The 13,564-nt window shown below is 42.6% G+C and carries 15 protein-coding genes; 11 read left to right on the top strand and 4 right to left on the bottom strand.

What is annotated here, in order from left to right; all coding sequences use genetic code 11:
• The first annotated feature begins 13 nt into the window (after positions 1-13).
• The 11 genes from WJQ40_RS06715 to WJQ40_RS06665 all read left to right on the top strand — a co-directional run bounded on the left by WJQ40_RS06715 (position 14) and on the right by WJQ40_RS06665 (position 11,349).
• Entirely contained in the window at positions 14-1,744 is a 1,731-nt protein-coding gene (locus WJQ40_RS06715; RefSeq protein ID WP_337538805.1) for a methyl-accepting chemotaxis protein, read from the top strand.
• A 15-nt stretch (positions 1,745-1,759) separates the two neighbouring features.
• Positions 1,760-3,433 carry a hypothetical protein gene (locus tag WJQ40_RS06710; protein ID WP_337538804.1) on the top strand — a complete coding sequence of 558 codons (1,674 nt, stop codon included), beginning with the start codon at positions 1,760-1,762 and terminating at the stop codon, positions 3,431-3,433.
• Positions 3,434-3,463: 30 nt separating this feature from the next.
• Positions 3,464-3,625, top strand: a complete 162-nt coding sequence (locus WJQ40_RS06705; protein WP_262572927.1) for a hypothetical protein — start codon at positions 3,464-3,466, stop codon at positions 3,623-3,625.
• Positions 3,626-3,726: 101 nt separating this feature from the next.
• Positions 3,727-4,902 carry an aminotransferase class I/II-fold pyridoxal phosphate-dependent enzyme gene (locus WJQ40_RS06700; RefSeq protein ID WP_337538802.1) on the top strand — a complete coding sequence of 392 codons (1,176 nt, stop codon included), beginning with the start codon at positions 3,727-3,729 and terminating at the stop codon, positions 4,900-4,902.
• A 26-nt stretch (positions 4,903-4,928) separates the two neighbouring features.
• On the top strand, positions 4,929-7,115 hold the full coding sequence (gene nrdD, locus WJQ40_RS06695) for an anaerobic ribonucleoside-triphosphate reductase (protein ID WP_262572933.1): 2,187 nt from the start codon (positions 4,929-4,931) through the stop codon (positions 7,113-7,115).
• Positions 7,116-7,118: 3 nt separating this feature from the next.
• Complete coding sequence (gene nrdG, locus WJQ40_RS06690) at positions 7,119-7,640, top strand: anaerobic ribonucleoside-triphosphate reductase activating protein (protein WP_337538799.1); 522 nt, start codon at positions 7,119-7,121, stop codon at positions 7,638-7,640.
• Entirely contained in the window at positions 7,627-8,061 is a 435-nt protein-coding gene (locus tag WJQ40_RS06685) for a dUTP diphosphatase (RefSeq protein ID WP_337538798.1), read from the top strand. The genes nrdG and WJQ40_RS06685 overlap by 14 nt, the downstream gene beginning before the upstream one ends.
• 130 nt (positions 8,062-8,191) lie before the next feature.
• Complete coding sequence (locus WJQ40_RS06680) at positions 8,192-9,595, top strand: spore germination protein (protein WP_337538883.1); 1,404 nt, start codon at positions 8,192-8,194, stop codon at positions 9,593-9,595.
• 100 nt (positions 9,596-9,695) lie between these two features.
• Positions 9,696-10,496: an MBL fold metallo-hydrolase gene (locus WJQ40_RS06675; protein WP_337538796.1), complete on the top strand. Its 801-nt coding sequence runs from the start codon at positions 9,696-9,698 to the stop codon at positions 10,494-10,496.
• A gap of 214 nt (positions 10,497-10,710) precedes the next feature.
• A complete protein-coding gene (locus tag WJQ40_RS06670) occupies positions 10,711-10,908 on the top strand; it encodes a type II toxin-antitoxin system HicA family toxin (protein WP_334307692.1) in 198 nt (65 codons plus the stop codon).
• 12 nt (positions 10,909-10,920) lie between these two features.
• Entirely contained in the window at positions 10,921-11,349 is a 429-nt protein-coding gene (locus WJQ40_RS06665; protein ID WP_262572948.1) for a type II toxin-antitoxin system HicB family antitoxin, read from the top strand.
• A gap of 96 nt (positions 11,350-11,445) precedes the next feature.
• On the opposite strand, the gene WJQ40_RS06660 is transcribed toward WJQ40_RS06665, so the two are convergent.
• The 4 genes from WJQ40_RS06660 to WJQ40_RS06645 are packed head-to-tail and all read right to left on the bottom strand — an operon-like array spanning position 11,446 to position 13,444.
• Positions 11,446-12,054, bottom strand: a complete 609-nt coding sequence (locus WJQ40_RS06660; protein WP_262572950.1) for a manganese catalase family protein — start codon at positions 12,052-12,054, stop codon at positions 11,446-11,448.
• Between the two features lie 2 nt (positions 12,055-12,056).
• Positions 12,057-12,332 carry a spore coat protein CotJB gene (locus WJQ40_RS06655; RefSeq protein WP_118797041.1) on the bottom strand — a complete coding sequence of 92 codons (276 nt, stop codon included), beginning with the start codon at positions 12,330-12,332 and terminating at the stop codon, positions 12,057-12,059.
• Complete coding sequence (locus WJQ40_RS06650; protein WP_118797040.1) at positions 12,329-12,502, bottom strand: spore coat associated protein CotJA; 174 nt, start codon at positions 12,500-12,502, stop codon at positions 12,329-12,331. Before WJQ40_RS06650 ends, WJQ40_RS06655 begins: the two co-directional genes overlap by 4 nt.
• Before the next feature lie 48 nt (positions 12,503-12,550).
• Positions 12,551-13,444: a LysR family transcriptional regulator gene (locus WJQ40_RS06645; RefSeq protein WP_337538790.1), complete on the bottom strand. Its 894-nt coding sequence runs from the start codon at positions 13,442-13,444 to the stop codon at positions 12,551-12,553.
• Between the last annotated feature and the right edge of the window lie 120 nt (positions 13,445-13,564).

Below are 13,564 nucleotides of genomic sequence, written 5' to 3'. Positions count from 1 at the left end.
GGAGGGAAAAGCCATGAATAATCAGGAAATAAACAAAACACAGGGGAAAAAAGCAAATACGATGCATTCATTAAAAATGAAAATCTTCTTACTGGTATTTATTGCCATCATATTTGCCATAGGTCTTTGCCTGCTGATGATCGTTCCAAAATCAAAGAGTAATCTTGAGACGGTTATTGAAAATTATATGAAGGATGTTACTGTTGTCGAAGGCGAAAATCTGGACAGGGAGCTGGCAAGAGAAGGAGCTGATACAGTTCTTTCCGCAGAAGCGCTGCAGGACGATCTTAAAGGCATTTCGATCAGTGGGATGCCATCAAGCTACGCTTATATTTTTTCAGGGACAGACGGCACCATGCTGTATCATCCGACAGCAGACAAGATCGGCCTTCCGGTAGAGAATGTAGCGGCAAAGCAGCTTCTTACAGAGATCGGAGAGGGAAAGAAACCAGAGCCTTCCGTAATTGAGTATGAGTTTAAGGGAAAACAGAAATATGCAGCTTATTATATAGGAAATGAAGCAGCGTTTGTCCTGATCATTACAGCCGATGGAGATGAGGTATTTGCAAGTCTGAATGAAACTACAAATTACAGTCTGATAGGAGCACTTATACTGATCCTCGTCTGCAGTGTATTTACCTTTTTCATAACTTCACTGATGTTCAGACCGATTGGCGTGATTACCAGAGTGATAAATAAAATCTCAGATATGGATTTCAGGGAAAATGATGATCAGAAGCATATGCTGAAGCAGAAAGATGAAACAGGCATAATGGGACATGCAGTCAATACTCTGCGTCTGGAACTGATTGATATTGCAAAGCAGATCAAGGGAAAAAGCCAGGAATTATATGAATCTTCTGAAGCACTCAGCACAGGGACAAGTGAAACAGTTACAGCAGTGGAACAGGTAGAAAATGCGATCACAGAAATTGCCAAGGGCGCAACCTCCCAGGCGCAGGAAACGCAGTCAGCATCTGAAAATGTGGTTTTAATGGGGAACATGATCGAAGAAGCCAATACAGAGGTTGAAAATCTCCGTACCAATGCAAGAGCCATGCGTGATGCCGGAAATTCTGCAGTTACCATTCTGAAAGAGCTTGGACAGATCAATCAGCAGACAAAGGATGCTATGGAAGTGATCTATAAACAGACAAATGTAACCAATGAGTCTGCACAGAAGATCAAAGAGGCGACAGAGATCATTACGGATATCGCAGAAGAAACTAATCTGCTTTCCTTAAACGCATCTATTGAAGCTGCAAGAGCCGGTGAACAGGGACGGGGCTTTGCTGTAGTAGCAGCCCAGATCCAGAAGCTGGCAGAGCAGTCCAATGAGTCTGCAAGACAGATCGAAGCGATCATTAATACGCTGATCGAGGAATCAGAAAAGTCTGTAGACACGATGAAGAACGTAAAGGAAGTTATTGATAAGCAGGATGTCAATGTAACAAATACACAGGATGCGTTTAATAAGGTTAAGGACGGAATAGACCGTTCTGTAGAAGGAATCCGTGAGATTGCGAAACGGACAGCCGGACTTGATGAAGCAAGGATCAAGGTTGTGGATATTGTCCAGAATCTGACGGCCATTGCAGAGGAAAACGCTGCAAGTACAGAGGAAACATCAGCATCTGCAGAGGAGGTCAATGCTGTTATCAGCAATATTGCTGCAAATGCCAATAATCTGCATGAAATTGCTGTCAGTCTGGAAGATTGTGTAAAAATGTTTATCTTTGAATAATGCAAGGTAAAAAATATGGGTTATCTTATGTTTCTGGCAGCAATTGTTTTGTTTTTTCTGCTCCTGATCACCAGAACATATCTGCAGAGCCGCAGAGAAGAAAAAGAATATAGGGATCGCATTTTATATCATTTTGGTGAACAGCCCCCGGAAAAGGTCAGTGCTGCCAGAAAGCAGAAAATCGCAGATGGCTATAAACGAAGGAACAGGGAGTTTTATATAGACGATATTACCTGGAAAGATCTTCAGATGGATGAGGTCTATGACCGGCTTGCTTTTGTGGAAACACAGGCCGGAGAAGAGTCTCTTTATGAAATTCTGAGAACACCATTGACAGATCCTGAGCTTCTTGCACAGAGAGAATTGCAGATCCGTTATTTTCAGGAACATCCAAGGGAAAGGGCAGCATGCCAGATGTTATTTCACAGGCTGTCAGTAAAGAAGTGTTCCCGTTCTTTGTATGAACAGCTGGAGCAGCTTGAGAAAGCACCGGAGCAGAAGGCTGTATCCGATTATCTGGCAGTGTGGCTTGTGCTTTTTTCTGTGATTATGATCCTGTGGAATTTTCCGGTTGGAATCTGCATGATGGTGGCAGTCTGCATCTATAATATTTTGTCTTATTTTAAAAGGAAAGCAGAGATCACACCTTACATCAGCTGCTTTTCGTATCTGATTTTATTTGTGAAGCAGGCAGAAAAATTTCCACAGCTTACAGGACCGTGGCAGGAAGATATAAATAAGCTTACAAACATTGTAAATAAGCTGCAGAGGCTGAAAAGAGGAGCCTTTCTTCTGCCTGAAGGAAATATCAGAAGTTCATCTGATCCCTTTTCTGTTTTGCTTGATTATATAAATATGCTGCTGCATATGGATCTGCTGTTTTTTTATCACAGAAAAAAACAGATTCTTATGTACAAGGAAGAAGCTTCAGAGCTGATCCGTATTACGGGAAAGATAGAAGCATTCATAGCGATCGTGGCATTTCGGGCAGGCAACAGCGGAAATTGTATTCCGGAATACCAGGAGAAGGGGATCATGGCAGAGGGACTTTATCATCCGCTGCTGAAAAAGCCGGTAGCAAATGACATGAATACCACTGACTGCGTACTGATCACAGGCTCCAATGCTTCAGGAAAGTCTACTTTTTTAAGAACGGCTGCAATCAATGTCCTTCTGGCACAGACAGTTCATACCTGCATGGCCAAAGCATTTGCAGCTCCCTGTTACAGACTGTATACCTCAATTTCTATCAGTGATGATCTTCTGAACGGGGAAAGCACTTATGTTGCGGAGATCAGGGCGCTGAAGAGAATAATAGATGCAGCAGAAGTAAAGGGGACACCCGTTATTGCATTTACAGATGAGATTTTGAGAGGGACAAATACTGTGGAGAGGATAGCAGCAGCTGCCCAGATCCTGAAATATCTGAAGGAAGAGGGTGTATTTTGCTTTGCCGCAACACATGATGTAGAGCTGACTGTGCTTTTGCAGAAGGAATATCATAATTATCATTTCACAGAAGTGGTAGAAAATGGAGAAGTGATCTTCCCATATCAGCTAAAGGAGGGACGTGTCAGATCAAGAAATGCGATCAGACTGCTGGCAGGAATGGGATATGACAAAAAAATAACAGAAACAGCTGAAAAGATGGCTTCTGATTTTCTTGAAAAAGGAGTCTGGTCATGCTAAAATAAAAAGCAGTTGAGAAAGGCGGTAGACATGAATAATCTGATTTTATTTTTTAATTCCTTTATGTCTTATTTTTTATTACTGCTTCTGATAGCAGCAATCGTAGGAGTGGCAATTTTCATCGGCATTAAGCTCCGCAAAAGTAAAAATGAAAAAGAAAAGGATGTACAGGATAGTGTACAAACCCCTTAAAAGTGTTCAGCCAATGAACACTTTTTCTATACTATACGTGCGTAAAAAAGCTGCAAAGGATAGTTCCCTGGCAGAAATGTGCACAGGAAAAGAGGAGAGATATGCTTAATTTACAGGTAGCAGACAGAATGAAGGAATATGAGGAAGGAATCTTCCAGCTTCTGGATGAAAAGAAGGCGGAAGTAGAAAAGACAGGGAAAAAGGTATATAACCTTTCCGTTGGTACACCGGATTTTCCACCGTCAGAACGCATTATGAAAGCTGTAGAAGAAGCAGCCAGAAAGCCGGAAAACTACAAATATTCCCTGAAAGAGATCCCGGAACTAAAGCAGGCACTGATAGAGCGTTACCGGACAAGATATCAGGTAGAACTGAAGGAAGCTGAATTTACAGCCGTTTACGGATCTCAGGAAGGAATTGCCCATATTGCGCTGGCATACTGTAATCCGGGAGATGTTGTGCTGGTTCCGGATCCGGGATATCCGATCTTTTCCATAGGACCATCCCTTGCCATGGCAGATGTAAGAACCTATCCTCTGCTGAAAGAGAATGATTATCTGCCAGATCTGAAAGGAATGGATTCTGAATTATTAAAGAAGACAAAGATGATGATCGTTTCCTATCCGTTAAACCCGATCTGCAGGATCGCACCGGACAGCTTTTATGATGAGCTGATTCCCTGGGCAAAGGAGAATAATATCATTATCGTTCATGATAATGCTTATTCTGATATTGTATATGATGGACACGTTGGCAAGTCTATCCTTTCTCATGAAGGGGCAAAGGATATCTGTGTAGAATTTTACTCTCTGTCAAAGAGCTTTAATTATACAGGCGCAAGAATGGGATTCCTTGTGGGAAATGAATTCCTGGTACAGACATTTAAGAAGCTCAGGTCACAGATCGATTATGGTGCATTTCTTCCGGTGCAGTACGGTGCGGTAGCAGCCCTTACCGGCAGTGATGAAGAAGTAAAGGCACAGTGTGCTGAGTATCAGAAGAGAAGAGATGCTCTATGCAGCGGGCTTCGTTCGATAGGCTGGTATATCGAGGACAGTGAGGGCAGTATGTTTGCCTGGGCAGCCATTCCAGAAGGCTATACGGATGATGTCAGCTTTGTTATGGAGCTGCTTGAAAGGGCAGGTGTCTTATGTACACCGGGAAGCAGCTTCGGAAAACGGGGAAAGGGACATGTACGCTTTGCATTGACCATGCCTGTTGAAAGGATAAAGGAAGCGGTAAAAGCGATTGAAAACAGCGGTATGATCAGAAAATAACAGATAAAAGGGGATGAAAGCAACAGATGAGTATTGAAACAGAGGAAAAACTGGAGGCTTCTGCACTGGATGAAGCATACAGACCAAAGAGAGATGTTAAGGTCATCAAAAAGGATGGCAGCCTGGAAGCGTTCCATGTACAGAAGGTCATTGATGCGGTTGGAAAGAGTGCTTACCGCGCCCTGACCAAATTCACGGAAGAAGAAAAAAAGCATATCTGCCAGTATGTGATCGATAAAGTAGATGAACTGGAAGAGGACAGGATCCCCATTCCGATCATGCATAATATCGTAGAGAGTGCCCTGGAGGATGTGAAGCCTATTGTAGCAAAGAGCTACCGGGATTACCGTAACTATAAGCAGGATTTTGTAAGGATGATGGATGATGTCTATAAAAAGAGTCAGTCCATTATGTATGTCGGTGATAAAGAAAATGCCAATACCGACAGTGCACTGGTTTCAACCAAGAGAAGTCTGATCTTCAATCAGTTTAACAAAGAGCTGTATCAGAAGTTCTTTATGACCACAGAAGAGATCCAGGCCTGCAGGGATGGCTATATCTATGTCCATGATATGTCTGCAAGAAGAGATACCATGAACTGCTGTCTTTTTGATGTGGCAAGCGTACTGACAGGCGGCTTTGAAATGGGAAATATCTGGTATAATGAGCCAAAGACACTGGATGTTGCCTTTGACGTGATCGGTGATATCGTCTTAAGTGCAGCCAGCCAGCAATATGGCGGTTTCACAGTTCCAGAAGTAGATAAGATCCTGGAGCCGTATGCAGAGAAGACCTATCATAAGAGCCTTGAAAAGTATAAAAGACTGGGAATTGATGAAGAAAGTGCAGAAGCAGAGGCTTATGCAGATGTAAAAAGAGAGTTCGAGCAGGGCTTCCAGGGCTGGGAGTATAAGTTTAATACAGTAGCCAGCAGCCGTGGAGATTATCCATTTATTACAGTAACTGCAGGAATCGGTACAGGCAGATTTGCAAAACTTGCTACAATCTCCCTGTTGAATGTCCGCAGAAAGGGACAGGGGAAAAAGGATTGTAAAAAACCGGTGCTTTTCCCGAAAATTGTATTCCTTTATGATGAAAATCTTCATGGTCCCGGAAAGGAGCTTGAGGATGTGTTTGAGGCTGGGGTGAAATGTTCTGCCAAAACCATGTATCCTGACTGGCTTTCCCTTACTGGAAAAGGTTATATTGCCAGTATGTATAAGCAGTACGGAAAGGTTATTTCTCCCATGGGCTGTCGTGCTTTTCTGTCTCCCTGGTATGAGAGAGGCGGTATGCATCCGGCAGATGAAAATGATGTGCCTGTATTTGTGGGAAGATTCAATATCGGTGCCGTGTCCCTGCATCTTCCGATGATCCTTGCCAAATCAAGACAGGAAGGAAGGGACTTTTACGAGGTTCTTGATTATTACCTGAACCTGATCAGACAGCTTCATATCAGAACCTATGCTTACCTTGGAGAAATGAGGGCGTCCACTAATCCGCTTGCTTACTGTGAAGGTGGATTTCTTGGCGGACATCTGAAGCTGACAGACAAGATCAAGCCGATCCTGAAAACGGCGACAGCAAGCTTTGGCATTACTGCGTTTAATGAACTGCAGGAGCTTTATAATGGGAAATCTCTGGTAGAGGACGGGGCATTTGCACTGGAGGTGCTGGAGTATATTAATGAAAGGATCAATGAATTTAAAGAAGAGGATGGCAATCTCTATGCCATCTACGGAACACCGGCAGAGAGTCTCTGCGGTCTTCAGGTGAAGCAGTTCCGTGCCAAGTATGGCATTATTGAAGGCGTTTCTGACAGGGAATATGTTTCTAACAGCTTTCACTGCCATGTGACTGAAGATATTACACCGATCCAGAAGCAGGATCTGGAATACCGTTTTTGGGAATTATCCAATGGCGGTAAGATCCAGTATGTGAAGTACCCAATTGATTACAATATAGAAGCGATCAAAACCCTGATCCGCAGGGCAATGGAAATGGGATTTTATGAAGGAGTAAATCTTTCACTGGCATACTGTGATGATTGCGGGCATCAGGAGCTTGAAATGGATGTATGTCCTAAATGCGGCAGCAAGAATCTGACAAAAATAGAGAGAATGAATGGTTATCTTTCCTATTCCAGAGTACATGGGGATACCAGACTGAATGAGGCAAAAATGGCAGAAATTTCAGAAAGGAAGAGCATGTAGGGAATGAGATATCACAATATTACGAAAGACGATATGCTGAATGGTGACGGCCTGCGGGTTGTATTGTGGGTAGCGGGCTGTTCCCATTGCTGCAAGGACTGCCAGAATCCGATCACCTGGGATCCAAACGGTGGAATCCCGTTTGATGAGGCAGCAAAGCAGGAGATCTTTGACCAGCTTGATAAGCCCTATATTTCCGGGATTACCTTTTCTGGAGGAGATCCGCTGCATTCAGCAAACCGGCTTGAGGTAAGGAACCTCATGGTCGAGATCCGGGAGAAATATCCGGATAAGACGATATGGCTCTATACAGGAGATCTGTGGGAAAATGTGCTTCATTATGCCATGATGCAATATATTGATGTCCTGGTAGACGGAGAATTTATGGCAGATAAAAAGGATGTGAAGCTTCTCTGGAAAGGAAGCAGTAACCAAAGAGTGATCGATGTACAAAAAAGTTTAAAACAGACAGATCCAGTGATCCCGGTTCTGCATTGTGGAGATTACAGCTATGGAAACCATTAAAATCAAATATTTTACAGACAAAATTGAAAAACTGACCTACATTGACGGCAAATCTGACTGGATCGATCTTCGGGCAGCGGAGTCGGTGGATTTGAAAAAGGGAGAATTTAAACTGATCCCTCTTGGTGTTGCCATGGAGCTGCCAAAGGGTTATGAGGCGCATATTGTGCCAAGAAGCTCAACCTTTAAGAATTTCGGGATTATCCAGACTAATCATCAGGGTGTGATTGACAGTTCTTATTGTGGGGACAATGATGAATGGAAAATGCCGGTTTATGCTATGAGAGATACATATATTGAAGTGAATGACAGGATCTGCCAGTTCCGTATTATGGAAAATCAGCCAAAGATCCAGTTTGAAGAGGTAAAAGCGCTTACCGGTGTGGACAGAGGCGGCTTTGGCACAACAGGAAAGCAATAAAAAATGAAAAAATGAGTATAAAAGGACTTCTTTTGCCACATAATGGTGAGGTAATCAGTATGTGCGTAAAAGGAGTCTTTTTATTATGGATGTTAATGGAATTGATAATCTGAGACAGCAAAAGGATGCCATGACAGCTTCGCTGAAGGAAAATATGGATTTTCTGAACCGAAAGCTTGATATTGATAAAAACTTCGATCTGGTGTACCGTGTGATCCAGATCGGGGGAAGGGAAGCCTGTATGTACTTTGTGGATGGTTTCTGTAAGGACGAGCTGATGCAGAAAATACTGCAGCGCTTTATGGATATCAAACCGGAAGAACTTCCGGAAAATGCCCATGAAATGTCCAAAAAATGTGTCCCGTATGTTGAAGTGGATCTGCAATCTGATTTCAGTCAGATCATTTATTTTATCATGTCCGGGGTATTTGCTCTTTTTATTGATGGATATGATCAGTGTATTCTGATCGACTCCAGAACCTATCCTGCAAGAAGTGTTTCAGAGCCGGAGAAGGATAAAGCACTCCGTGGATCCAAGGATGGATTCGTGGAAACTATCGTATTTAATACAGCGCTGATACGCAGGAGGATCCGCAGTACTAATCTCAGAATGGAAATGTTCCATGCTGGCAACAGCTCCCAGACAGATATTGTGCTCTGTTATATGGAAAACAGAGTAGACCAGAAATTCCTGGAGCAGATCAGGAAGAGGATCCAGAATATCAAGGTGGATGCCCTGACTATGAATCAGGAGAGCCTCGCAGAGTGTCTGTATCAGAAAAAATGGTATAATCCTTTTCCAAAGTTTAAGTTTACAGAACGGCCGGATACAGCATCGGCACAGATCCTGGAGGGGGATGTGGTCATACTTGTTGATAATTCCCCTTCAGCCATGATCACACCGACCTCTGTCTTTGATGTGATCGAGGAAGCAGATGATTATTATTTTCCTCCCATCACTGGAACGTACTTACGTCTGACCAGGTTTCTGATCGCCATTCTGACATATCTTCTGACACCAACCTTTCTTCTGCTGACACAGCATCTGGAATGGATTCCTGCAGGTTTTACCTTTATTGAAGTCAAAGATACGGTCAATATTCCGCTTATCTGGCAGTTCCTGCTTCTGGAGCTAGCCATTGACGGTCTGCGTCTTGCGGCGGTCAATACCCCTAATATGCTGAGTACACCATTAAGTGTCATGGCGGCACTGGTGCTTGGGGAGTTTTCGGTGAATAGCGGCTGGTTTAATTCAGAGGTTATGCTGTATATGGCTTTCGTGGCGATCGCCAATTATACACAGGCAAGCTACGAACTCGGATATGCGATCAAGTTTATGAGGATCCTGGCTCTGATCCTGACAGCGCTTTTCGATATATGGGGGTATATAGCTGCACTGCTCGTTATGGTCATTGCGCTGGTATCTAATAAAACAATTTCCGGGAAAAGCTATATTTATCCGCTGCTTCCATTAAATCTGAAACGTCTTGCCAGAAGATTTATCCGTTACAGACTCCCGGGAGCAAGAGAATAAAGACAGAAGGCGGATAAATAAGTGGGAAAATCCGCTGTTCTAACTAAAAGCTATCTTTGCTATAATCATATTATAATGATGCAAATGAGGAGAAACGATTATGAAAATGATTATGCTTGGAACTGGCAATGCAACAGTGACGCAGTGCTATAATACCTGTTTTGTACTGCAGGAAAATGACAGATATTTTCTGGTTGACGGTGGTGGTGGAAATGGTCTTTTACATCAGCTTGAAGCCGCACAGCTGAACTGGCAGGATATGCGGACGATTTTTGTAACCCATAAGCATGTGGATCATCTGCTTGGGATCCTCTGGATGGTAAGGATGATCTGTCAGAATATGAGCAGGGGAAATTATGAAGGGGAAGCTGTGATCTACGGGCATGAGGAAGTGATACGGCTGATCCGCAGTATGTCAGAGATGCTTTTTGCAAAAAAAGAAGTGCAGTATCTGGATGAAAAGCTGCATCTCATACCGGTAGCAGATGGAGAAGAAAAGGAAATCCTTGGAAGAAAGGTTACTTTTTTCGATATTCAGTCCACCAAGGCGAAGCAGTTTGGGTTCTGCATGGATCTTGGAAACGGAGAGAAGCTGACCTGCTGCGGGGATGAACCTTATAAGGAATGTGAAGAGAAATATGCGAGGGGAAGCAAATGGCTTCTCCATGAGGCTTTTTGTCTGTATGGACAGGCGGATATCTTCAAACCTTATGAGAAGCATCATTCTACGGTAAAGGATGCCTGTGAACTGGCAGAAAAGCTGCAGGTGAAAAATCTTGTCCTGTATCATACCGAGGACAAGAATATAGCCTGCCGGAAAGAAAAGTATCTGGAAGAGGGGAAAAGGTATTATAAGGGGAATCTGTTCGTGCCGGATGACTTGGAAGTAATGGAGTTGTAGGAAAAGCCTGGGATCAAAAATGATCAGATTGACATTTTTGATCCCTGTTTTATAATAAAAGTGTCTTTGAAGATATTCAAAACAGTGATCTGATAGAATCTTAAAAATCTGTTTGGCTGGAAATATTCATGCAGTCAGTAAAATCCAACATGGTTGATTTTGTATTTATTTATAAAAATTGCAGTGTTATGCAATTGTATTATACACACTCAATGTGTATAATAAGAGAAAGGAGTTACACTTGAAACGAAGGGACTTAATAAAGAAGCTTGAAGGGGCTGGCTTTCGTTTTTTACGTCATGGTGGAAATCATGATGTATATATCAGAAATGGGGATACGGAGCAAATTCCAAGACATAAGGAAATACATGAGAAATTAGCAATGGCAATATTGCGGAAATGGGGACTGTAGAAAGGAGCAGAGATGAAAGAAGCATATCCGGTGTTGTTGACCAAAACGAAGGACACGAAAAATACAATTTTAGTTGAGGTTCCGGATCTGAATATTCAGACAGAAGGCTATGGAATTGCAGATGCTATAGAAATGGCCAGGGATGCAATCGGTCTGGAAATTATTACAAGAGAAGATGAAGGAATTGACATTAAAGAACCCTCGGCTATTGAGAAGATTAATAAAGACGAAGGAATCTTTTCTGGTGAAGGGGAAACCTGTGTAACTTATGTAGATGTTGATCTTGCTGAGTATAGAAAGAAGGTTGATAGGAGAACAGTCCGGAGAAATGTAACACTTCCGAACTGGTTAAATCGAGCAGCAGATAGGGAAGGTCTTAATGTGTCCAAAGTATTACAGGATGCACTTATAACAGTTTTACAAACGACCCAAAACAGATGAATACCGTAAAAAGTTAATACAAGGGGAAGCCGCTGAAACAGGCTTCCCCTGCATTATTTTATGGCATCAGAAATGCTTCTGTGTCATATGCGAATATCAGGATTTACATTTATCAAATTCCGGGTTAAAGGCATAGAAGTTTTTGGAGTCCAGCTTATCCTGGACAATACGGAGAGCTTCGCCAAAACGCTGGAAATGTACGACTTCCCTGGCGCGAAGGAACTTTATGGGTTCATAGACATCCGGATCATCCCTGACAAGGCGGAGGATATTGTCATAGGTGGAACGGGCTTTCTGCTCGGCTGCCATATCTTCAAAAAGATCCGTAATGGCATCGCCCTTTGACTGGAATTCACAACTGTTAAAGGGGATGCCGCCTGCTGCCATAGGCCAGATACCGACAGTGTGATCCACATAATAATTGGCGAAGCCGGATTTCTCAATTTCTTCCATGGAAAGGTTTCTTGTAAGCTGGTGGACGATGGTAGAGACCATTTCAAGATGTGCAAGTTCTTCCGTTCCAATATCAGTCAGTACACCTGCCACTTCATTATAAGGCATGGAGTAACGCTGTGAAAGATAACGCATAGAAGCGCCAAGCTCTCCGTCAGGTCCACCATATTGGCTGAGGATTGCCTGTGCAAGCATGGCATTTGGAGTTTTGATATTTACCGGAAATTGTAATCTTTTTTCATAGTTCCACATAGTCAGCAGCCTCCTTCCCAGGGCCATGGGGTTGTCGCCCATTCCCATTCACCTTTTTTACAGAACTGTGCATCAGAAATGCGCAAGGGTGTGTATTTCATGGCATATTCCTGCATGGCCTGGTTTTTCATTCTGACGTAATGATTCAGATACTCCATGGCTTCACGGTCAGTCGGGTGGGTATCCAGATATTCTGTCATTTCCACAACAACAAAATCAATCACACCTATGTCGTGATAAAGCTGCTGCTGATCTGTCATTTTGCTACGGTTATTCATGGATTCACACATCTCCTTCCTGTAAATGGTTTGGTCAGCTCAGGAAAGATGGTGCCATTACAATAGCCTTCTTCAAGATCCTCATAAATGCTTGTAAGATGCTGCCATGGAACATATGCCATAGCAATAGGAAATCGTTCAAAATATTCGTTGAAGCTGTAATCCTGCATAAAATCCTCTCATATTTTTCTGTTTATTTAATATATTGTATGAAAGGGCTATTTTGATGTTCCATACTGTTCCCTGATCAGGCGGATCAGAGATGACATTGCAGGAGTCAGGTATTTATTTTTCCGATAGATGATCTGTCTGTAGACAGTGACGCTATATTGGGGAAGCGGAAGAATGGCAAGCTGTCTTGAAGAAAGTTCTTTTTCAATCACATATCTGGGGAGATAGGAAATACAGTTTTCCTTCAGAAGCATGGCACGGATAAAATCCGTATTTCCTGTTTCCAGACTTGCCTTTAAGGAAATGCCTTCCCTGGAAAGCAGCTGAAGAAGAGCCTGACTGTATCCGAAGTCCTGTTCTGTAAGGATAATTTTTTCGGAAAGCAGGTCTGTTATCGCAAGATTCCGGTTCTGAAAAAGCGGATGTGACGGAGCAGCAGTAAAGTAGGCCTGGTCACTGCCAAGGACAGTGCCATTCCAGTCCGGATCGCCAACATTCTGGTCAATAATAAATGAAAAATCCAGCTCATTCCGCATCATGAGTTCGGATAGATGATCCCTTACACCAGTTTTAAGGATAAGAGATATATTACTGTAATGGGATTCAAAGGTATGTATCAGATCAGAAAAATCACAGGAAAGAAGAGATTCTGAAATACCGATACGGATCGTTTCCATGCTTGCTGTGTTATCCTGCAGCTTTGCTGTAAGGGATTCTATATTCCGTATAAGGATCTGGGCATGCTCCAACAGAAGTGTGCCTTTGTCAGTCAGATACACCTTTTTCCCAATCCGGTCAAAGAGACAGACTGAAAGCTCTTTCTCGAGATGCTGTATCTGCAATGTGACTGATGCCTGGGTATATCCGAGCTTTTCAGCTGCTTTCGAAAAATTCATGTATTCAGCGGCTGTAACAAATGTTTTCAGTTCACGGATTTCCATAAGGCCTCCTATATAGTAAAAATTTATATATAATATAAAAACATTTAAATTTTCTTATATATTAATTTATACTATACTGTTCTCCAATACAAGTACACATTTTATTTTGAGGAGGAAAAA

The sequence above is a fragment of the Suilimivivens sp. genome (assembly GCF_037359455.1).
Taxonomy (GTDB): domain Bacteria; phylum Bacillota; class Clostridia; order Lachnospirales; family Lachnospiraceae; genus Suilimivivens; species Suilimivivens aceti.
Note: the sequence above shows the minus strand (reverse complement) of the source record. Positions and strands in the feature narration are given on the sequence as shown.